Origin of the sequence: Kineococcus deserti (assembly GCF_050871945.1) — a bacterium.
Taxonomy (GTDB): Bacteria; Actinomycetota; Actinomycetes; order Actinomycetales; family Kineococcaceae; genus Kineococcus.
Genome location: NZ_JBJLSI010000008.1, coordinates 14,828 through 33,322 on the forward strand (window position 1 = coordinate 14,828; position 18,495 = coordinate 33,322).

The 18,495-nt window shown below is 74.0% G+C and carries 22 protein-coding genes; 10 read left to right on the forward strand and 12 right to left on the reverse strand.

The window, feature by feature from the left end:
- Nucleotides 1–41 precede the first annotated feature (41 nt).
- The gene (locus tag ACRYR2_RS08475; RefSeq protein ID WP_432562410.1) at nt 42–881 is read right to left on the reverse strand and encodes a DNA-formamidopyrimidine glycosylase family protein; all 840 of its coding nucleotides are present in this window, start codon (nt 879–881) and stop codon (nt 42–44) included.
- A gap of 143 nt (nt 882–1,024) precedes the next feature.
- Between ACRYR2_RS08475 and ACRYR2_RS08480 the strand changes: the two genes are divergently transcribed.
- Genes ACRYR2_RS08480 through ACRYR2_RS08490 form a run of 3 tightly spaced genes read left to right on the forward strand, consistent with a single transcriptional unit; the run spans nt 1,025 to nt 3,116 of the window.
- On the forward strand, nt 1,025–2,329 hold the full coding sequence (locus ACRYR2_RS08480; RefSeq protein WP_432562411.1) for a TolB family protein: 1,305 nt from the start codon (nt 1,025–1,027) through the stop codon (nt 2,327–2,329).
- Nucleotides 2,330–2,376: 47 nt separating this feature from the next.
- Nucleotides 2,377–2,808, forward strand: coding sequence for an SRPBCC domain-containing protein (locus ACRYR2_RS08485; RefSeq protein ID WP_432562412.1), 432 nt, complete (start codon nt 2,377–2,379; stop codon nt 2,806–2,808).
- Nucleotides 2,805–3,116: an ArsR/SmtB family transcription factor gene (locus ACRYR2_RS08490; protein ID WP_432562413.1), complete on the forward strand. Its 312-nt coding sequence runs from the start codon at nt 2,805–2,807 to the stop codon at nt 3,114–3,116. Before ACRYR2_RS08485 ends, ACRYR2_RS08490 begins: the two co-directional genes overlap by 4 nt.
- Here ACRYR2_RS08490 and ACRYR2_RS08495 read toward each other — a convergent pair.
- Together ACRYR2_RS08495 and ACRYR2_RS08500 are read right to left on the reverse strand one after the other, a co-directional pair.
- On the reverse strand, nt 3,113–4,111 hold the full coding sequence (locus ACRYR2_RS08495; RefSeq protein ID WP_432562414.1) for an SDR family oxidoreductase: 999 nt from the start codon (nt 4,109–4,111) through the stop codon (nt 3,113–3,115). The genes ACRYR2_RS08490 and ACRYR2_RS08495 overlap by 4 nt on opposite strands.
- 43 nt (nt 4,112–4,154) lie before the next feature.
- On the reverse strand, nt 4,155–4,691 hold the full coding sequence (locus ACRYR2_RS08500; protein ID WP_432562415.1) for a DUF1360 domain-containing protein: 537 nt from the start codon (nt 4,689–4,691) through the stop codon (nt 4,155–4,157).
- 61 nt (nt 4,692–4,752) lie between these two features.
- Between ACRYR2_RS08500 and ACRYR2_RS08505 the strand changes: the two genes are divergently transcribed.
- Nucleotides 4,753–5,964 (forward strand): YibE/F family protein, encoded by a 1,212-nt coding sequence (locus ACRYR2_RS08505; protein WP_432562416.1) that lies wholly within the window; start codon nt 4,753–4,755, stop codon nt 5,962–5,964.
- Here the strand turns inward: ACRYR2_RS08505 and ACRYR2_RS08510 are convergent.
- Genes ACRYR2_RS08510 through ACRYR2_RS08525 form a run of 4 tightly spaced genes read right to left on the reverse strand, consistent with a single transcriptional unit; the run spans nt 5,936 to nt 9,158 of the window.
- Nucleotides 5,936–7,009, reverse strand: a complete 1,074-nt coding sequence (locus tag ACRYR2_RS08510; protein ID WP_432562417.1) for an aldose epimerase family protein — start codon at nt 7,007–7,009, stop codon at nt 5,936–5,938. The two genes, ACRYR2_RS08505 and ACRYR2_RS08510, sit on opposite strands and share 29 nt — an antisense overlap.
- A 10-nt stretch (nt 7,010–7,019) precedes the next feature.
- On the reverse strand, nt 7,020–7,274 hold the full coding sequence (locus ACRYR2_RS08515) for a hypothetical protein (RefSeq protein ID WP_432562418.1): 255 nt from the start codon (nt 7,272–7,274) through the stop codon (nt 7,020–7,022).
- Nucleotides 7,271–8,683, reverse strand: a complete 1,413-nt coding sequence (locus tag ACRYR2_RS08520) for a PspC domain-containing protein (protein WP_432562419.1) — start codon at nt 8,681–8,683, stop codon at nt 7,271–7,273. Before ACRYR2_RS08520 ends, ACRYR2_RS08515 begins: the two co-directional genes overlap by 4 nt.
- 34 nt (nt 8,684–8,717) lie before the next feature.
- Nucleotides 8,718–9,158, reverse strand: a complete 441-nt coding sequence (locus ACRYR2_RS08525) for a PspC domain-containing protein (RefSeq protein ID WP_432562420.1) — start codon at nt 9,156–9,158, stop codon at nt 8,718–8,720.
- A 115-nt stretch (nt 9,159–9,273) separates the two neighbouring features.
- Here ACRYR2_RS08525 and ACRYR2_RS08530 point away from each other — a divergent pair, with 115 nt between their 5' ends.
- The 4 genes from ACRYR2_RS08530 to ACRYR2_RS08545 all read left to right on the forward strand — a co-directional run bounded on the left by ACRYR2_RS08530 (nt 9,274) and on the right by ACRYR2_RS08545 (nt 12,457).
- Nucleotides 9,274–10,512, forward strand: a complete 1,239-nt coding sequence (locus tag ACRYR2_RS08530; RefSeq protein ID WP_432562421.1) for an ATP-binding protein — start codon at nt 9,274–9,276, stop codon at nt 10,510–10,512.
- Nucleotides 10,509–11,195: a LuxR C-terminal-related transcriptional regulator gene (locus ACRYR2_RS08535; RefSeq protein WP_432562422.1), complete on the forward strand. Its 687-nt coding sequence runs from the start codon at nt 10,509–10,511 to the stop codon at nt 11,193–11,195. Before ACRYR2_RS08530 ends, ACRYR2_RS08535 begins: the two co-directional genes overlap by 4 nt.
- A 53-nt stretch (nt 11,196–11,248) precedes the next feature.
- A complete protein-coding gene (locus tag ACRYR2_RS08540) occupies nt 11,249–11,395 on the forward strand; it encodes a hypothetical protein (RefSeq protein ID WP_432562423.1) in 147 nt (48 codons plus the stop codon).
- Nucleotides 11,396–11,458: 63 nt separating this feature from the next.
- On the forward strand, nt 11,459–12,457 hold the full coding sequence (locus ACRYR2_RS08545; protein ID WP_432562424.1) for a Gfo/Idh/MocA family protein: 999 nt from the start codon (nt 11,459–11,461) through the stop codon (nt 12,455–12,457).
- A 90-nt stretch (nt 12,458–12,547) separates the two neighbouring features.
- Here the strand turns inward: ACRYR2_RS08545 and ACRYR2_RS08550 are convergent, their stop codons facing one another.
- The 4 genes from ACRYR2_RS08550 to ACRYR2_RS08565 all read right to left on the reverse strand — a co-directional run bounded on the left by ACRYR2_RS08550 (nt 12,548) and on the right by ACRYR2_RS08565 (nt 16,615).
- On the reverse strand, nt 12,548–14,161 hold the full coding sequence (locus tag ACRYR2_RS08550; protein ID WP_432562425.1) for an MDR family MFS transporter: 1,614 nt from the start codon (nt 14,159–14,161) through the stop codon (nt 12,548–12,550).
- Nucleotides 14,158–14,751 carry a TetR/AcrR family transcriptional regulator gene (locus ACRYR2_RS08555; protein WP_432562426.1) on the reverse strand — a complete coding sequence of 198 codons (594 nt, stop codon included), beginning with the start codon at nt 14,749–14,751 and terminating at the stop codon, nt 14,158–14,160. Before ACRYR2_RS08555 ends, ACRYR2_RS08550 begins: the two co-directional genes overlap by 4 nt.
- A gap of 63 nt (nt 14,752–14,814) precedes the next feature.
- A complete protein-coding gene (locus ACRYR2_RS08560) occupies nt 14,815–15,027 on the reverse strand; it encodes a hypothetical protein (RefSeq protein ID WP_432562427.1) in 213 nt (70 codons plus the stop codon).
- Nucleotides 15,028–15,121: 94 nt separating this feature from the next.
- A complete protein-coding gene (locus ACRYR2_RS08565; RefSeq protein ID WP_432562428.1) occupies nt 15,122–16,615 on the reverse strand; it encodes an MDR family MFS transporter in 1,494 nt (497 codons plus the stop codon).
- Between the two features lie 81 nt (nt 16,616–16,696).
- On the opposite strand from ACRYR2_RS08565, the gene ACRYR2_RS08570 reads away from it, so the two are divergent.
- Entirely contained in the window at nt 16,697–17,338 is a 642-nt protein-coding gene (locus ACRYR2_RS08570; RefSeq protein ID WP_432562429.1) for a TetR/AcrR family transcriptional regulator, read from the forward strand.
- Here ACRYR2_RS08570 and ACRYR2_RS08575 read toward each other — a convergent pair.
- Complete coding sequence (locus ACRYR2_RS08575; protein ID WP_432562430.1) at nt 17,325–17,966, reverse strand: maleylpyruvate isomerase family mycothiol-dependent enzyme; 642 nt, start codon at nt 17,964–17,966, stop codon at nt 17,325–17,327. The two genes, ACRYR2_RS08570 and ACRYR2_RS08575, sit on opposite strands and share 14 nt — an antisense overlap.
- Before the next feature lie 79 nt (nt 17,967–18,045).
- Between ACRYR2_RS08575 and ACRYR2_RS08580 the strand changes: the two genes are divergently transcribed.
- Nucleotides 18,046–18,489 (forward strand): MarR family winged helix-turn-helix transcriptional regulator, encoded by a 444-nt coding sequence (locus tag ACRYR2_RS08580; RefSeq protein WP_432562431.1) that lies wholly within the window; start codon nt 18,046–18,048, stop codon nt 18,487–18,489.
- The last annotated feature ends 6 nt before the right edge of the window (nt 18,490–18,495 follow it).

The window sequence follows — 18,495 nt, forward strand, 5'->3', positions numbered from 1 at the left end:
ACGGTCATCGACTGTTCACCTGTCCCCGCGGTCGCGACCCTTCAGGTCACCGCCCGTTCACCCGCGGGCTGGCAGTGCGGGCACCACCAGGTCCGGCGCTGCTCGGGGTCACCGGGCACCTCGGCGCGGACCTCGATCCGCGTCCCGCACCGCAGGCAGGGTTTGCCGGCGCGACCGGAGACCCAGTGCTGCCGGCCGGGCCGGGTGTCCCCCGTGGTGACCTGCATCGCCCCGGTCGGGCTGACCGAGAAGGTGAGCATCTTCACCGCCAGCCGCACGAGGGGTTCGAGGTCGACCTCGCCGACCGGCGTCCACGGCCAGTGCCCGCGCAGGTAGCACAGCTCGTCGGCCCACAGGTTGCCGATGCCGGCCAGGTTCCGCTGGTCCAGCAGCGCCGCCTTGACGCCGCGTTCGGGCCGGCGGGACAGGTTCGCCACGGAGGCCGCCACCCGGTCGTCGACGCTCCTGGTGGAGTCGAGCAGGTCGGGCCCCAGGTGCCCCACGACCTGCGCCTCGTCCGCCGTCGGCAGCAGCTCGACGACGGGCATGCGCAGCGCCAGCGCGGTCGGGCCGTCGGTCGCCAGCAGGACCCGCACGTCGGGCCACAGCCTGGCCGGCGGCCGCTTGCCGGGTCCGAGCACCGTCCACTCCCCGTCCATGCGCAGGTGGGTGTGCAGGGTGGTGGGGACCTCGACCGCGCCGCCGGGCGCGAACCGCGTCAGCAGGTGCTTGCCGCGCGAGGCCGTTCCCAGGACCGTCGCCCCGCTCAGGTCCGCGGTGGCGAACCGGGGCACCCGCAGGTCGCTGCGCACGACGGCGCGCCCGGACAGCTGCGCGTGCAGGCGCCGGGCCAAGCGGTACACGGTGTCGCCTTCGGGCACCGGACCACCGTGCCCGCGCCGTCGGCGCCCCGCCACCCGGCCATCCGGGCAGCGCAGCGGCTCCCCGGGGCGGGGAGGAAGTGGCAGGGATGCCCCGGCCGGCGGGGGTGGTCGCACCCGGGACGCGGGGCCGAAGCTGGGGCATGAGCTCGCGCCGGCTGTCCTTCCTCGTCGGGTGCGTCGTCCTGCTGCTCGGGATCGCGGCCGTCCTGGCCACCGCAACGGTGTCCGACCGGCGCGAGGCGCCGGCCCGGGCGACGGTGCCGCAGCAGATGCCGGGGTACAGCCGCCTCACCGCCGACCTGGCCCGGCACCCGGTCGGGGCTGCGCTGGCCCTGTACCGGCAGGGGTCCGGCCTGGACGTGGCCGGTGTTCCGCAGGCGCTCGTCGTCGGGGCCGACGGGGCGAGCACCCGGCGTCTGGACCAGGCGGTGCGCCGGGGCGCTCCGGACGTCCGGGAGGTCCCCGCCCCCGTGCGCCTGTCCCCCGACGGCCGCACCGCCGCCATCGGCGACTGGAACGCCGCGCGCAGCAGTTCCGACCTGGCCTTCGTCGACCTGGGCACCGGAGCCACCCGGGTCTTCCCGGTGCCACCCGTCGCCGGGGCCGTGCCGCTGGCGTGGAGCCACGACGGCGGGCGGCTGGCCTACCTCGCCCCGGACCGGCCGCCGGCCCCGTCCAGCCGGTCGTCCGGCCCGACGTCCGGCCCGACGTCCGGCTCGACGTCCGGCCCCTCGTCGGACCAGGTCTCGGGTCAGCTGTTCGTCTTCGACACCCGCACCGACCGTGCCGCTGCCGTTCCGGGCGCCGCGGACGTCGTCGCGGCGGCCTTCTCCCCCGACGGCTCCCGGCTGGCCGTGCAGGGCACCACCGCCGCGGCGGTCCGGATCGTCGACCCCGTCGGCGGGGCGGGACGGCAGGTGCCGGTGCCGGCGGGAATGCGCCTGGCCGGCGCTGCGGCCTGGTCGCCCGACGGCGAACTGCTCGCCCTGCGCGACGGCGACCGGCACCTGCTGTTCGTCGCCACCACCCCCGGCCGGGAGGTTCCGCGCCCGGTCCCGGGCCGGGGCGACGTGCTGGGGTGGGTGGCCGAGGACGCGGTGCTGCACCAGGCGCCGGCGCAGGGCCCCGGCCACCGCACGGACTTCCGGGTGCTGCGCACCGACCTCGCCGACGGCTCGGCCACGCCCTACCTGCGCATCCCCACCGGTGGCGGGAGCTACGCGGTGAGCGACCTGTCCCTGGCCACGGCGTTGCTCCCCCACGCCGTCACGGTGCAGGCGACCGAGGTCGATCGCGGTCCGTGGCCGTTGCCGTTGCGGCTCGCGCTGGTGGTCGTGGGGGCGTTGACGGCGGTTTCCGCCAGTGCGGGGTTGCGGCGGCGCTGGGCCTCGCTCCAGCGGGTCCTGGCGGTTCCGGACTGGGCGCGGGACTCGGCGCGCGGTTGAGCAACCAGGCGGTTGCGCCTCACGGGTTCCCGTGCTTGGCTGGCGACGTGGCAGACACCGACAGGATCGAGCGGGAGATCACGATCGCGGCCTCGGCGGAGCGGGTGTGGGAGCTCGTCAGCCGGCCGGGGTGGTTCGTCAACGACGGGGAGCTGCGTGACCACGAACTGCGCGTCGAAGGTGACGTGACCGTGGTGGTCGACCCGGTGCACGGGGAGTTCCGACTGCGGACGGAGACGCTGGAACCTCCGCGGTACGCGGCCTTCCGCTGGCTCGGCGAGGACGGAGGCTCGACGCTCGTGGAGTTCCACGTCGCCGACCGCGAGGGCGGGGTGCTGCTGCGGGTCGTCGAGAGCGGTTTCGACTCGCTGCCGGGGACGGACGTCGAACGGCGCGAGCGGTTGGCGGAGAACACCGAGGGCTGGGTCCAGGAACTCGACCTCGCCCGCACGGTGTGCGAGGAGGTGCGGGTCGCGTGAGTTCGCGCACCGAGGTGTTCGCCGCGCTCGGTGACGAGAACCGCGCACGGCTGCTGGAGTCGCTGGCCGGCGGGGCCACGTCGGCCACGTCGCTGGCCGGTCCGCTGGGCATCTCCCGGCAGGCCGTCGACAAGCACCTGCGGGTCCTGGAGCGGGCCGGGCTGGTGCACTCGTTGCGGGCCGGGCGGGAACTGCACTGGGACGTGCGGGCCGAGGCGCTCGCCGAGACGGCGCGCTGGCTCGAAACCCTCGCCGGGGCGTGGGACCGGCGGCTGGACGCCGCACGCCGCGCCGCCGAGAACTCCTAGCGCCGCAGCAGTCCGGCGACCACCGCACCGGCACCGAGGACACCGGCGGCGACCCCGAGCTGCCGCCGGTGGCGCAACGCCCAGATCTGCGGGCTGCGGGTCCACGCGCTGTCGTCGAAGATCCCGTGGGCCCCGTGGTCGCCCGGTACCGCGGTGTCCAGGTTGTCACCGGTCATGGCCGACCGCGGCAGGTCGGTCTGCTGACCGGAGACCCCCGTGCGGGCCAGGTAGCGGTCCATCAGGGCCGGGACGATCCGGTTGCCCAGGATGGTCCCGATGGTGGCCTCCCCCACCCACGTCTGCCGGCGGGGACGCTCGGCGACGTCGCCCACGACGGCCGCGCACAGTTCCGGCTGGTAGATCGGCGCGACCGGCTGCGGGTGCTTCGGCAGGTTCGATCGCACCCAGCCGAACTGGGGGGTGTTCATCCCGGGCATGTGCACCAGGGAGACCGTCACCGCGCTGCGTTCGTGCAGCAGGTCGGCGACGACGCTCTCGGTGAAGCCCTGCACGGCGTGCTTGGCGCCGCAGTAGGCCGACTGCAACGGGATCCCGCGGAACGCCAGCGCCGAGCCGATCTGGATGATCCCGCCCCGGTTGCGCGGCCGCATCCGGGCCAGCGCGGCGCGGGTGCCGTTGACGAACCCGAAGTACGTCGTCCGCGTCGCGCGGTCGAAGTCGTGCGGGTCGACGTCCCAGAAGGGGGCGAACACGCTGCCCATGGCGTTGTTCACCCACAACTCGATCGGCCCCAGGCCCGCCTCGACGCGCGCGGCGGCCGACTCGACCTGGTCGGCGTCGCCGACGTCGCAGGGCACGGCCAGCCCACGGCGGCCGCGTGCCTCGACGTCCGCGACGGCACCGGTGAGGCCGTCGGCGCCGCGGGCCAGGACGGCCACGTCCCAGCCGCGGTCGGCGAGTTCGCGCACGATCGCGCGCCCCAGCCCCGCCGAGCCTCCGGTGACGACGGCGACTCCCCGATCAGCGCTTCCCATGGTCCGACCTTCACACCGTTCGCGGCGTCCGGCGACCGGAGCGTCAGTCGGGCTGCGCCCGCTGCGGCAGCTGCTTGGCGCTGTCGTACAGCAGGTGCAGCAGGTCCGAGCCGAACACCGCCGTCAGCACCGTCGCGGCGGTCCGGGTGGCTCGCGGGGCCAGCACCCCACCGGCGGCGAAACCCGTCGCGACCCAGACGCCGAGGCAGAAGGGGCAGGTGAGCAGTTCCCCCACGGAGTGCTGCCAGCCGGTGCCCCGCACCTCCTCCATGACCTCCCCCTCGCCGGAGTTGCCGGCGAAGGACGTGAACGGGGCGCGCAGGGGCGAGGTGACGGCGTCCTTGGCCAGGATGCGCGAGAGCTTGTGGGTCGCGACCGTCAGCAACGCGAGGTCGGCGGGCGAGATCCGGTCGGGCAGCGACCGACCACGGGCCCGGGCCAGCAGGCTCACACCGCCGATGGCGCCCACGTAGACCGAGGCCAGCCCGACGAAACCGCCCAGCGGCCGTTCCTCCTCGGGCGAGTAGGCGGTGGCGAGTTCGTGGAACCGCCGGTGGACGGCGTTCAGGTCGGTCGACATGGGATTCCTCCTACCCCGCCCGGACCGGTCCTGCACGTGTGGATCGTGGTGGAGTGGGGCCGTGGACCACGTGCACCCCGATCCCGACCGGCCCCCCGCTCCGCTGCCGGACACCACCCGGCGGGTCCTGACCGCGACCGTCGTGGCCGTCGTGCTGGCCGCGGTCGTGGGGATCTGGGCCACCTGGCCGCAGGACGTGCCCTCGGCCTCGACGTCGTACGTCGGGGAGGAGTCGGTGCGCGGGGAGGTCACCGCCACGCAGCTGCGCACCTGCCCGGCCGAGCTCGCCGAGGAGCGGCTGCCCGACGGCTCGATGCCCGCCACCGTCGACTGCCCCGAGGCGACCGTCCGGGTCGACGGCCAGGACGTCACGGTCACCGTTCCCCCCGCGGTGTTCCACGGCGGGCTGGCCCCCGGCGACCGGGTCGTCCTCCTGCGCTACCCGCCGGAGGTCAGCGGCAGCGTGGAGTACGCCTGGGAGGACTTCGACCGGCGGGTTCCGCTGGCGGTCGTCGTGGGGGTGTTCGTGGTGCTGACCGTCGCGATCGGCCGGCGGCGCGGCCTGGCGGCCCTGGTGGGGCTGGGGCTGGGCGGCGCGGCGATCGCGTTCTACGTCCTGCCCGCCCTGCTGGCCCAGGAGAACGCGGTCGTCGTGAGCCTGAGCGCGGCGACGGCCGTGATGGGGGTCGTCATCTACCTCACGCACGGGTTCTCCACCCGCACCACCGTGGCCTACCTGGGGACCGTCGCCGGGCTGCTCGTGACGGCGGTCGCGGCCGTGCTGGCGGTCGACTCCGCGCACCTGACCGGCCTGGGCGACGAGGACTCCTACACCGTCTCGCTGCTGACCGGGGCCATCGACCTGCGCGGGGTCGTCCTGGCCGGGACCCTCGTCGCCGCGCTGGGTCTGCTCAACGACGTCACGATCACCCAGGCCGCGGCGGTGTGGGAGGTGCGGGCCGCCGACCCCCGCGCGGGGTTCCGCGTCCTGCTCTCGGCCGGGATGCGGGTGGGCCGCGACCACCTCGCCTCCACCGTCTACACCGTGGCGTTCGCCTACGCGGGAGCGGCGCTGCCGACGCTGCTGCTCGTGCGGTTGTACGAGCAGCCCACCGGGCAGCTGCTGAACACCCCCGCGATCGCCGAGGAGGTCGTCCGGACCGCGGTGGGCGGGATCGCGCTGGCGCTGGCGGTGCCGCTGACCACGGCCCTGGCCGCCGCCCTGGTCCTGCGGGCACCGGCCGCTACGCGAGACCGAACCGGAACTCGGTGACGGAGTCGAACTCCTCGCCCGGGCGCAGCACCGTGGTCGGGAACTCCGGCCGGTTCGGGGCGTCGGGGAACCCCTGCGCCTCCAGCGCCAGACCCGCGCGCGGGCCGTACGTCGCGCCCCCCTTGCCGACCAGCGTCCCGGCCAGCGACCCACCGGTGAAGAACTGGACGCCCGGCTGGTCGGTCCAGACCTGCAGCGTGCGGGCCGAGACGGGCTCGGTGACGGTCGCGGCCAGGGTGGGCTCGCGGGTTCCACCCGCCTGCCGGGACAGCACGTAGCAGTGGTCGAACCCCTGGCCGCGCCGCAGCTGCTCGTCGTCGAGCTCGACGCGGTAGCCGACGGGAACGGCCTCGCGCAGGTCGAACGGGGTGCCCTCGACGGGTCGGAACTCCCCGGTCGGCACCCCCGACTCGTCCACCGGCAGGAAGGTGTCCGCGTCGACCTGGACGAGGTGGGCGTCGACGGTTCCCGACCCCTCCCCGGCGAGGTTCCAGTAGGCGTGGTTGGTGAGGTTCACGACCGTGGTGGCGTCGGTCGTGGCGCGCGACTCCACCGTGAGCCGGCCCTGGTGCAGGACGTAGGTGACGTGCACCGACAGGGCGCCGGGGAACCCGTTGTCGCCGTCGGGGCTGAGCAGGGAGAACCGCACCCCGCAGGCGTCCTCGACCCGGTGGGCGGTCCAGCGCAGTTCGGAGAACGGGTGCGGGCCGCCGTGGATGGCGTTGCCGCGGTCGGTGGGCGGGACGGTGAAGGTCTGCCCCTCCAGGGTGAACGTGCCGGCGGCGATGCGGTTGGCGTACCGGCCGATCGTCGCCCCGAACGAGCGGCCCTTCCCGGCGTAGGGCGCCAGGTCGGCGAAACCCAGGACCACGTCGGCGCGGTGGCCGTCCCGGTCGGGGGCCAGGACGGACTGGATGCGGGCCCCGTGCTCGACGAGGCCCACCTGCACGGTGCCGTCGTCGAGGACCCACCTGCCCACCGCGGTCCCGTCCTCGAGCTGACCCCAGGACTCCTCGACGTCCACCGATCCCACGGAGCGATCCACCTCGGTGACGCTACCGGTGGAAGGCCTCCCCGTCCCCGCGAAGGCGGGCCAGGTGGGCCGACACGGCGGCGGCGACCGCGCTGGTGACGACGGCCAGCCCGGCGACCAGCAGGATCCCGGCCGCCCAGTACCGCCAGTCCCAGCTGAGCCCGGCCACCTCGTGCACGGCCACGGCGGCGGCCAGGGCGAGGACCACGAGGCCACCGAGGACGGCGCCGAGGTCGGGGCCGTGCCTGACGGGTTCCGGGCGGGCGTTCTCGTTCACTGCTGCTCCAGGGTGGTCGAGTCGGCGGCGCCGACGCGGACCTCACCGGCCCACGTCGAGGCGTGCAGTTCGGCGGTCCCCTCCGGAACGGTCCAGTCCTCCACGTCCGTCCCGCGGACCTGCACCTGCTCGGCCAGGGCGGCGGCGCCGGGGCCGACGGCGAAGGTGCGGTGCAGGTTCCACCCGCCGGAGATCAGTTCCCCGTCCTCGGGCCGGCCCTGCGTGTGCTGCGGATCACCGATCACCACGACGTCGGCGTCGTCCTGCCAGCGCACCGTCCCGGTCAGCACGCTCACGTCGACCAGGACGGTCGCGTCCGCGGGCACCAGGACGTCCAGCCGGCCGGCGCCCATCGTGGCGGTGGCCGGTCCGGCGTCGAGGCGGGCGGGGTCGACGCGCAGCAACCCGACGGCCGCGCTCTGGGCGTCGTCCGTCGTCGGCCGCCAGGTCGTGTCGACCTGCCAGCTCCAGTCCGAGGCGGGCGGCAGCAGGGCACCGGCGACGGCCAGGAACGCCACCGGCCAGGCCATCCCGACGAGGGCGGTGCGGCGCGCGCGCAGCCCGGCGACCACGGCCCCGGCACCCATGACGGCCAGCGCGGCGCAGGCCGCGAGCACGAAGGAGGCCCCCGGCAGGTCGACGACCAGCCCGGCGGCCAGCACGGCTCCGGCGGACAGCAGCGCCAGCCCCAGGACGGCCGAGGTCCACAACGGCGACCCGGGGCGCCGGTGGGCCTTCGCGAGCTCCGCCTTCGCCGCGGCCTGCTCGGCGGCCAGCCGGGCCTTCTCGCGGGCGAGTTCGCGGGCCTGCTCACGGGCCGCGGCGCGACGTTCGGTGGGCGAACCGAAACCCGCCACGGGTTCGGCCGGGGGTTCGGGCGCGGGCGCGGGACGTTCCTTGACCAGCGACAACGGCTGGGTCGGCGGCGTGGTGACCTCGGGTCCAGCCGGCCGGGTGGCGCACTTCGGGAACGGGTAGTCGTGCAGGAGCCACCAGCCCAGCAGCGCCACCAGGGCGGTGACGAGGAAACCCCAGCCCGGACCGGACAGTCCGCCGGAGAACAGGCCGACCAGGGCGCGGGGCAGCACGAGGTCGGCGACGACGAGGGCACCGGCGAGCCAGGCCGCTCCCGAGACGTCGCCGCGCAGGACGGCCTCGGCCTCGAGGCGACCGCCGGCCTCCGGGCGGCCGTCGGGCAGCAGCAGCCAGCACAGGCCGTAGACGGCCAGGCCCAGCCCGCCGACGACGGTGAGCGCGGCCAGGACCCCGCGGACCAGCAGGGGATCCAGACCCAGCCGGGCCGCGATCCCGCCGCAGACGCCCGCGAACCACCGGTCCTGCGAGCGCACGACGCCCGCGGACCGGATGGTCGCGAAGAACTTCGCTCCCTGGTCACCGGTGGTGTTCACGGTCCCGACCCTCCCAGTCTCAGGTGGTGCGGTGTCAGAAGATCCAGCCCAGGCCCAGCAGGCCGTTGCCGACGATCAGGTCGAGCACGACGAGGCCGACGGCCAGCACCAGCGCACCGGAGACGTCACCGCGCTGGGCGGCCTGCGCCTCGATGCGGCCGGTGCCGTCCGGCAGCAGCGCCCAGGCCAGACCGTAGAGGCCGATCCCGATGCCGCCGAAGAGGCTGAGGACCACGAACCCGATCCGCACGGCCGTCGGGTCGATCCCGGTGCGCTGGGCGATGCCGCCGGCGACACCGGCGATCCAGCGGTCACGGCTGCGGACCAGTCCGGAGCGGCGGATGGCGCCGAAGAAGCGGTCGGCGGCGCTGGGCCTGGTCCCGTTCGTCGTCACGGTCTCGTCCATCGGGTTCTCCTGGTCGTAGGTGTTCCGGGAAGGGGTCTTGTCGAGGTTCAGGTGGTCGGTCGAAGTCATGTCCCGAGACTGGCCGCCGGGCACCCCCGGGCACATCAGGGGCTGACCCTGAGCCGACCCTGAACCTGCCCTTCGGGGGATCCCCCGGCCCCGGCCCGCGTGCCACGATCGGGCCGTGAGCACGCAGACTGCCGTCGGGCAGGACGAGGGGCAGGCGCCGGGAACGCGGCCACCCCTGGTCCGTGCCACCGAGCACCGCCGCGTCGCCGGCGTCGCCGCCGGGGTCGCCGCGCACACGGGGGTGCCGCTGTCGCGGGTGCGGACGGTGTTCGCCGCCGCGGCCTTCCTCGGCGGTTTCGGCGTCGTGCTCTACGCCGCGCTGTGGCTGCTGCTGCCCGACGGGCGGCAGCTCGCGCTGCCGCCCGAGCAGCGGGCGGACCCGTCCGGCTGGGTCGTGGCGCACCGCAACACGCTCGTCGGCCTGGCCGTGGTGGTGGGTTTCGGGCTGGTCCCGGCGATGAACCTCGTGGACGGCTCGGCCCGGTACGTCGTGCCGCTGCTGGTGGGCGGTGCCGGGGTCGTGCTGGCCTGGAGCCAGCTGGACGCCACCCGCCGCCGGCGGTTCGTCGAGGAGTCGGCCGACGGCCGGGGCGCCGTGCTGCGGGTCGTCGTGGGCGCCTCGCTCGTGGTCGCCGGTGCGGTGCTGTTCCTCGTCGTCGTCGGCGACGTCACCCAGTTCTGGCGCTCGGCGCTGGCCGGGGTCGTGACCCTCGGCGGGATCGGGCTGGTCCTGGCCCCCTGGGTCGTCCGGTTGTGGCAGGACCTGGGGGCCGAGCGCGCGGCGCTGGCCCGCGAGCAGCAGCGCGCGGAGTTCGCCGCGCACGTGCACGACTCGGTCCTGCAGACGCTGGCCCTCATCCAGAAGCGCTCGGCCGACGGCGCCGAGGTCGCCCGGCTGGCCCGCCGGCAGGAACGCGAACTGCGGCAGTGGCTCTACGGCGACCACGGTACGACGGCCGGGACGCTGGGAGCGGCGTTGCGGGCCGCGGCCACCGAGGTCGAGGACGTGTCGGGGGCGGTCGTCGAGGTCGTCCTCGTCGGTGACCTGGACTCCCGCGAACTCGACAGGTCCACGTCGGCGCTGGCGCAGGCGGCGCGGGAGGCACTGCTGAACGCCGGCCGGCACGCCGGTGGGACCGTGTCCCTGTACGCCGAACCCGTCGGCGAGGCTGTGGAGGTCTTCGTGCGCGACCGCGGTCCTGGTTTCGAGCTCGACGACATCCCGGGCGACCGGCTCGGGGTGCGCGAGTCGATCATCGGTCGGATGCAGCGGGCCGGTGGCTCGGCCACCGTCCGCCGCCCCGCCGACGGCGGCACCGAGGTCTCGCTGCGGCTGCCGGGCGGTACGTCGTGATCAGGGTCGTCGTGGTCGACGACCACCGGATGGTCCGCTCGGGGGTGAAGGCGGAACTGTCCAGCGCGGCCGACCTCGAGGTCGTCGGCGAGGCCGCGGACGTGGCCGGGGCCGTCGCGGCCGTGACCCGGTGGCGTCCCGACGTCGTCCTGCTCGACGTCCACCTGCCCACCGGGCCCGACGAGAACCCCGCACCGGGTGCCGGCTCCGGTGGCGCGCAGGTCCTCGCGCAGTGCGCCGAGCTGCTGACCGCCGACCCGCCGGTGCGTTTCCTGGCGCTGTCGGTCTCCGACGCCGCCGACGACGTCATCGCCGTGATCCGCCGCGGCGCACGGGGTTACGTGACCAAGACCATCAGCGGTGAGGAACTGGCCGCCGCGGTCCGCCGGGTCGCCGAGGGGGACGCGGTGTTCTCCCCGCGGCTGGCGGGTTTCGTCCTCGACGCCTTCGGCGCCGGCGCCGGGGAGGTCGCGGCCGCCGACGACGAGCTCGACCGGTTGTCGGCCCGTGAACGCGAGGTCATGCGGCTCATCGCCCGCGGCTACGCGTACAAGGAGGTCGCCAAGGAGTTGTTCATCTCGGTGAAGACGGTCGAGACACACGTCTCGTCGGTGCTGCGCAAGCTGCAGCTGTCGAACCGGAACGAGCTGACCCGGTGGGCGGCGGCGCGCCGGCTGCTGTGACGTCGGCGGGCGGCCGGGCGCCCCGGTTCGAGCGCGCTGTCACCGCGTGCGCGATGAACGCGCGCGAGGTCACCGCGCGCCCGCCAGTGTTCGAGCGCGACGTCACCGCGTGCGCGGTGAACGCGCGCGAGGTCACCGCGCGCCGCTCGCGGCGCGGCCGGCGTGCGGTGGAGCGGCCGGGACGGCTGAGCACTCGTTGACCGTGGGTGCGCCCGTCCCTACTCTCTGGACCGGTCCACCGCCCCGTTCCCGAGAGGACGCAGATGTCCCCCGTGCGCTTCGCGCTCATCGGCACCGGCCGCATCGGCCAGGTGCACGCCGCGTCCATCCACCGCAGCGAGGACGCCGTCCTGGCCGTCGCGGCCGACGCGGTCCTCGCGGGAGCGCAGCGGACGGTCGGGCAGCACGGCGGCAGGGCGACGGCGGACCCGTTCGAGGCCATCGCCGCCGACGACGTCGACGCCGTCGTCATCGCCTCCCCCACCCCCACGCACGTCGACCTGATCGCAGCGTGCCTGGACGCGGGGAAACCGGTGTTGTGCGAGAAGCCGATCGACCTGGACATCACCCGCGTCGACGCGATCCGCGAACGCGCGGCGAGGGGCAGGGTCGTCCTGGGGTTCAACCGCCGGTTCGACCCGCACTTCGCCGAACTGCGTCGCCGCGTGCAGGCCGGGGAGATCGGCCGCCTGGAGCACCTGGCCATCACCAGCCGCGATCCCGAACCACCGCCGGCGGAGTACGTCGCCGTCTCGGGCGGCATCTTCCGCGACATGGCGATCCACGACTTCGACACGGCCCGCTCCTTCGTGCCCGAGGTCGTGGCGGTCACCGCCGTCGGGTTGCGGCAGTTCGACGCCGGAATCGCCGGTCAGGACGACTTCGACGCCGCGGTGACGACGCTGGTCGGTGCCGGGGGCGAGTCGATCACGATCACGAACTCCCGGCACAGCGCCTACGGGTACGACCAGCGGCTGGAGGCGTTCGGCCCCGGCGGGGCGCTGGAGGTGGGCAACGTGACGCCGACGCTGGTGCGGGCCTCGTCGGCGGCGTCGAGTTCGACGGGTGAGCCGTACCGCCGGTTCTTCCTGGAGCGCTACCGCGAGGCCTACGAGCTCGAACTCGCCGCCTTCGTCGCCACGGTGCGTGGTGAGGACGCGGGCAGCCCGGGTTTCGAGGACGGCCGCGCCGCGCTGCTGCTCGCCGACGCCGCCGAGGTGTCGGCGCGCGAGGGGCGGACGGTCGCCGTCGACCTGTCCTGAGCTCCCCCACCCCGCGGAAACAACAGTCTCCGTCGCCACAGGCCTGCTGGGGCGACGGAGACTGTTGTTTCCGCGGGGTCCGGAAGCGGGCTACTCCTTGACGCCCGCCGGGGTGGTGGGGCCGGTGGGCTGGGCGGGGACGGCGCCGTGGGCGCTCCCCTCCTGGCCGGCGGCCTCGGCCTCACCCTCGCTCAGCGCCGTCGTGGAGGACAGCGGGATCTCGGGCAGGAAGAGGGCGATGACGGTGCCGACGAGGAACATCGGGACCATCCAGGCGAACATCGGGACCAGCGCGTCGGAGTAGGCGTCGACGACGAGGTCGGCGACCTGCGGCGGCAGCTGCTCCAGCGCCGCGGGGGTCAGGGAACTGGCGCCGCCGTGGCCGCCGGCGCTGACGTCGCCGCCGAGCGCACCGCCGAGGCGTTCGGTGAGGCGGCTGCTGAACAGGGTGCCCAGGACGGCGATGCCGACGGTGACGCCGAACTCGCGGAACAGGTTGTTGGCGGAGGTGGCGGTGCCGATCTCGCGCGGGTCGACCGCGTTCTGCACGGCCAGGACGATGATCTGCATGAACAGGCCGAGGCCGGCGCCGAGGACCGCGACGTACGCGCACAACTGCCACAGCGGGGTGTCCAGCGTGAGCGTGGACATGAGGAACATGCCGCCGGCGGCGACGACGGTGCCGACGACCGGCAGGAACTTGTAGCGGCCGGTCCTGGTGACCACGGCTCCGGAACCGATCGAGGTCACCAGCAGCGTGACGACCATCGGGATGAGCAGCAGGCCGGACTCGGTGGCGTCCACGCCGTAGGACATCTGCAGGTAGGTCGGCAGGTAGGCCAGCGCGCCCATCATGCCGGCGCCGACGACGAGGCCGAGCAGGGTCGTGACGACGAAGGTGCGGTTGCGGAACAACCGCATCGGCAGGATCGGCTCGGAGACTGCGCGCTCGACGAGCACGAACGCGGCGGCGGCGACGACGGTGCCGATCGTCAGGCCGACGATCGTGCCGGAGGTCCAGTCGTACTGCGAACCGCCCCAGCTGCTGACCAGGACCAGGCCGGTGATGGCGACGGCCAGCAGCACCATGCCGGGGTAGTCGATCCTGGCGGTGTTCCTGCGCTGGGGCAGCTTGATGGTGACGGCCGCGACGACGAGCGCGACGACGCCCAGCGGCAGGTTGATCCAGAACACCCAGCGCCAGTGCGCGGAGTCGGTGAGCCAGCCGCCGAGCAGCGGGCCGGCGACGGAGGAGACACCGAACACGGCACCGATGGGGGCCATGTACTTCGCGCGGTCCTTGGCGGGCACGACGTCGGCGATGATCGTCTGCGACATGATCATCAGGCCGGCGCCGCCGAGGCCCTGGATCCCGCGGGAGACGATGAGCCAGAGCATGTCCGGCGACATCCCGCACAGCGCGGAACCGGCGAGGAACAGCGCGATCGCCACGAGGAACAGGTTCTTGCGGCCGACGAGGTCGCCGAGCTTGCCGTAGACCGGCATCGCGATCGTCAGCGCGAGGGTGTACGCCGTGATCGTCCAGCTCATGTGCTCCAGGCCGTCGAGCTCACCGACGATCGTGGGCAGCGCGGTGCCGACGATCGTCTGGTCGAGGGAGGCCAGCAGCATGACGAGCATCAGGCTGGTGAAGATCCAGCCGATGCGGGGCCTGGCCTCGACGGCGTGCGCGGGTGTGCTCATGCGTTGCTCCGGTCCGTGGCGGTGGTGAGGGATCGCAGCGCGGCCCAGGCTGCGCGCGTGGAGGTCAGGGGGTCCGGTTGCAGTCCGGACAGCCAGCTCAGGCCGCTGACGCGGGCCAGGGACCCGGCGATCGCGGCGGCGGTGCGGGCGGTGAACTCGTCGACGTCGCCGCGGTCGGTGATGGCCTCGACCAGGACGTCCTCCATGGCCGCGATCCGCGTCAGCAGACCGGGCAGGAGCTCTGGCGACCCCTCGACCAGCCGCAGGACCTGCGAGGCCCGGTCGCGGTCGTGCGGTTCGGTGCTCGTCTGCGCCAGGAAGAGGTCCTCGAGGGCGTCGACGAGGGGTTCGTGCGAGGCGCGGAACTGCGCGAGGACGTCCGGACGCCACTCCATGGCGTTGTGGAACAGCGCCTCGTCCTTGGTGGCGAAGTAGTTGAAGAACGTCCGGCGGGAGATGCCCGCGCGGGCCGCGACGTCGTCGACCGTCACGGCGTCCCAGCCGACCTCCAGGGCGAGGTCGAGGGCCGCTTCGGCGACGAGCACGGTGGTCTCGGCGCGACGGCGTTCACGCAGGGAGGGCTCGGTCACCCCCTCAGGCTGCACTCAGTGCAGACTTTGCGTCAAGTGCAGTTGATGCCTCCGGGTGACTCCTCAGACACCGCCGCCTCCGGGGCGCATCCAGGAGTTCCGGCCCATCGAGCGCAGCGCGGCGTCCCCGCCGTCGACCTCCTCCTCGCGCCCGACGCGCAGGGTGTCGTCGTGCGGGCGGGACCGCCGGGGACGTTGCCGCACCAGGGCGGCCACCAGCAGGACGCCGACGAGGACGGCGACGAGGACGGCGAGGACGAGGAGGGTTTCCGCCACGAGAAGCAGCGTCACCCGGTCGACGGGTTCCCGCAACGGGTCCCGAACGCGCGACGGCCGGCCCCGCAGGACCGGCCGTGGCGTGCGGGGAACCTCAGTGCACGGGCGTGCGCGGCCCGGGGACCAGCGGCGGACGCCGCACCAGCAGCGACAGCGCCAGCGCGACGAGCGAGATGATCCCGCCCCACAGGAACGCGCTCCGGACCCCGTCGGCGGTCGCGTCCAGGGCCGACGCGCCCGCGGCCAGGCTGTCGGCGGACGTCGTCGCCAGGACGGTGACGAACAGCGCCGTCCCGGCCGCCCCGGCCAGCTGCTGCACCGTGCCGACGATCGCCGAACCGTGCGGGTACAGCTCGGCGCGCAGCGAGCCCAGCGAGGAGGTGAACAGCGGTGTGAACATGAACGCCAGGCCGGTGCTCAGCAGCGTGTGGACCAGGACGACCATGCCGGCCGGGGTGCCCGGGTGCAGCGTCGTCAGCAGCCACAGGGCCCCGCTCACGGCGACCGCGCCGGGCGTCACGAGCGGACGCGGGCCGTACGCGTCGAACAGCCGGCCGACGACGGGCGAGAGCACACCCATGACCGCGCCGCCGGGCAGCAGGAGCAGACCGGTCTCCAGCGAGCCGAGCTGCAGGACGGTCTGCAGGAAGATCGGCAGCACGATGAGCGTGCCGAACAGGCCCATGAAACTCGTCACCAGGACGATCGTGGAGACCGTGAACGAGCGGTTGGCGAACACCCGCAGGTCCATCAGCGGGCCGGTGCCGTCGATGAGCCGGAACTGGCGCCGGACGAACACGGCCAGCGCCAGGACGCCGACGGCCACCGGGATCCACGGCGCCACCGGGGCGTGCCCGCCGGCCGATTCGCCGATGCTCGACAGGCCGTAGATCAGCCCGCCGAACCCGACGGCGGACAGCAGCAGCGACACCACGTCCAGGTGGGCGTGCCGCGGGGTGGTGACGTTGCGGACCTTCCACACGCCCAGCCCCAGCGCCAGGAGGGCGATGGGCAGGACGATGAGGAACATCCACCGCCAGGACAGCGAGTTCAGGATGATCCCCGACACCGTCGGGCCGATCGCGGGGGCGACGGAGATGACCACGGAGATCATGCCCATCGTCTTGCCGCGACTGGCGGGCGGGACGAGCGTCAGGACCGTCGTCATGAGCAACGGCATCATGACCGCGGTGCCGCCGGCCTGCACGATGCGGCCGACGAGCAGCAGCTCGAAACCCGGGGCGGACGCGGCGATCGCGGTGCCGAGGCTGAACAGGCCCATCGCGACGGCGAAGATCCGCCGCAGCGGGAACCTCTCCACGATGAACCCGGTGGCCGGGATGACCACGGCCATGGTGAGCAGGAAACCGGTCGTGAGCCACTGACCCGTGGCGGCGGTGATCCCCAGGTCGGACATGAGCCGTGGCAGGGCCACACCCATGATCGTCTCGTTGAGGATGACGACGAAGGCGGAGACGAGCAGGATCCCGATGACGGTCGCCTCGCCAGGGGCGAGACGGTCCTTCGCGGGCTGGACGGGAGCGGTCGACCCGACGGGGTTCAAGGTCGCGTCCTCGTTCGTGGACATGGGTGGGGACTCCTCGCAGTGGTGACAGTCACGACCCTAGTGGCAGCCACTGCCAACTCGACAGTCGTTATCCTCATTCCCATGACCGCCCCGGGGACCGCAGCGCTCGACCCGCACGCCGTACCCGACCTCCGCGAGCGCCGGCGCCTGGCCACGCAGGCCGAGATCGAGCACGCCGCGCTCGAGCTGTTCGCCCAGCACGGCTCCGAGCGGACCACCGTCGACGACATCGCGGCCGCGGCCGGCGTCTCCCAGCGCACGTTCTTCCGCTACTTCGCGACCAAGGAGGACGCGGCGCTGGGCGCCAACCGCGCCTTCGACGCCGCCCTGGCCGAACGGGTCGAGGCGCGTGTGGGGGACGCCACCGCGCTGCGCGACCTCGAGGACGCCGTCGCCGACGTGCTGGGCGAGATGTCGGCCGAGTCCGGCTCGATCGGGCGGATGCTGCGCGTGCGCTGCCTGGTCATGGAGGACGCGGGGCTGCGCGGCGCCCTGCTGCGCCTGGACGCCGAGCAGTCGCGGGCGTTCTTCCGCCGCATCGCCAGCGCGACCGGGTCGGCCACGGTCGACCTGCGGACCCGGGTGATCTCCGAGGCCCTCGGGGCCGGTCTGCGGGCCGCGCTCGACGACTGGGCCGGGCGGCGTGACCGCGGCGAGGAGGCCGACCTCGTCGCGATCTACCGTCAGACGTGCGCGACGTTGCGCGACGTCACCGCGGGCTGAGTTCCCGCAGCCACCCCAGTCCCGGGCCGTGCAGCCGTTCGAGGGCGGCTGCGGTGCGTCCGGTGAACAGCAGCAGCAGGGCGGCCGCGTCGCCCGTGACGAGCTCCCCCTCCCCCGCGCTCCAGCCGCAGTCGGGCGCCTCGAACCGCGTCCCGCGCAGCCGGCGCTGGGCGTGGAAGGGCCAGCCCAGGCCCCAGAACCTCTCCAGCGCGACCACCGCCGCCTCGCGGGGGACCGTGCGGTCGATCCCCAGCGGCAGCGCGATGTCCTGACCGTGCACCACCAGGTCCGGCAGGATGTTCTCGTCCCGCACGAAGACCGGGCGTTCCCGTGAGCACGCCAGCGACCGGAGTTCGGCGGTGATCCGCCCGCTCGGCCGGGCGGCGTAGGCGACGACCACGTCGCACCCGGCGTCCCACAGCCGGCCCCGGTTGCGCAGCAGCGCGGCGGCCAGCGTTCCCACCGGCGGTTCGCGCGCGGGGGTCATGACCAGGTGCGCCGCCACGTCCTTCACCCGCCACCGGCTGCACAGCGAGGGGTGTTCCCACTGCCGGGCCGTCAACCCCTCGAGCAGGTCGGCCAGGCTCAGCCTCTCCCCGGTGACCATCCGCCACGTCGCGTCGTCCACCGTCATCACCTCGTCCTGAAGTAGTAAGGTGCTCTGACCAAAGTAGTACGACGTTCTGACGACCGCAAGGGGGGCCGGGATGCCGGACGAGGACGACCCGCTCACCACGGGCCTGCTGCTGTTCATCCCCTACCGGGCCATGGAGGCGCGGATCTTCGCCGCGCTGGCGGAGGCGGGTTTCGACGACTTCACCCCGGCGCAGGCGCGGGTCATGCAGCGCATCGGCCCGAACGGGACGCGCCTGACCGAACTCGCCGAAGCCGCCCAGGTGACCAAGCAGACCGCCGGTTTCCTCGTGGACCAGCTGGAGAGGACGGGCTACGTCCGGCGCACCCCGGACCCCACCGACGCCCGGGCCCGGCTGGTACGCATCGCCGAACGCGGTGCCGCCGCGCAAACCGTTGCCGCCCAGGCCCTCGCGGCCGTGGAGGCCGAGTGGCGCGAGCACCTGGGCCCGCGGGCGTGGGGTCAACTGCGGGAGGCGCTCACGAAGCTGCGGACGATCACCGACCCCTACCTCTGAGAGTTC

Excerpts from the sequence above, each read along its gene's own strand:
- ACRYR2_RS08550 (WP_432562425.1), bottom strand. The coding sequence starts at position 14,161 with ATGAGCACACCCGCGCACGCCGTCGAGGCCAGGCCCCGCATCGGCTGG.
- ACRYR2_RS08545 (WP_432562424.1), top strand. The coding sequence starts at position 11,459 with ATGTCCCCCGTGCGCTTCGCGCTCATCGGCACCGGCCGCATCGGCCAG.
- ACRYR2_RS08565 (WP_432562428.1), bottom strand. The coding sequence starts at position 16,615 with ATGTCCACGAACGAGGACGCGACCTTGAACCCCGTCGGGTCGACCGCT.
- ACRYR2_RS08570 (WP_432562429.1), top strand. The coding sequence starts at position 16,697 with ATGACCGCCCCGGGGACCGCAGCGCTCGACCCGCACGCCGTACCCGAC.
- ACRYR2_RS08495 (WP_432562414.1), bottom strand. The coding sequence starts at position 4,111 with ATGGGAAGCGCTGATCGGGGAGTCGCCGTCGTCACCGGAGGCTCGGCG.
- ACRYR2_RS08540 (WP_432562423.1), top strand. The coding sequence starts at position 11,249 with ATGAACGCGCGCGAGGTCACCGCGCGCCCGCCAGTGTTCGAGCGCGAC.
- ACRYR2_RS08580 (WP_432562431.1), top strand. The coding sequence starts at position 18,046 with ATGCCGGACGAGGACGACCCGCTCACCACGGGCCTGCTGCTGTTCATC.
- ACRYR2_RS08500 (WP_432562415.1), bottom strand. The coding sequence starts at position 4,691 with ATGTCGACCGACCTGAACGCCGTCCACCGGCGGTTCCACGAACTCGCC.
- ACRYR2_RS08525 (WP_432562420.1), bottom strand. The coding sequence starts at position 9,158 with ATGACTTCGACCGACCACCTGAACCTCGACAAGACCCCTTCCCGGAAC.
- ACRYR2_RS08480 (WP_432562411.1), top strand. The coding sequence starts at position 1,025 with ATGAGCTCGCGCCGGCTGTCCTTCCTCGTCGGGTGCGTCGTCCTGCTG.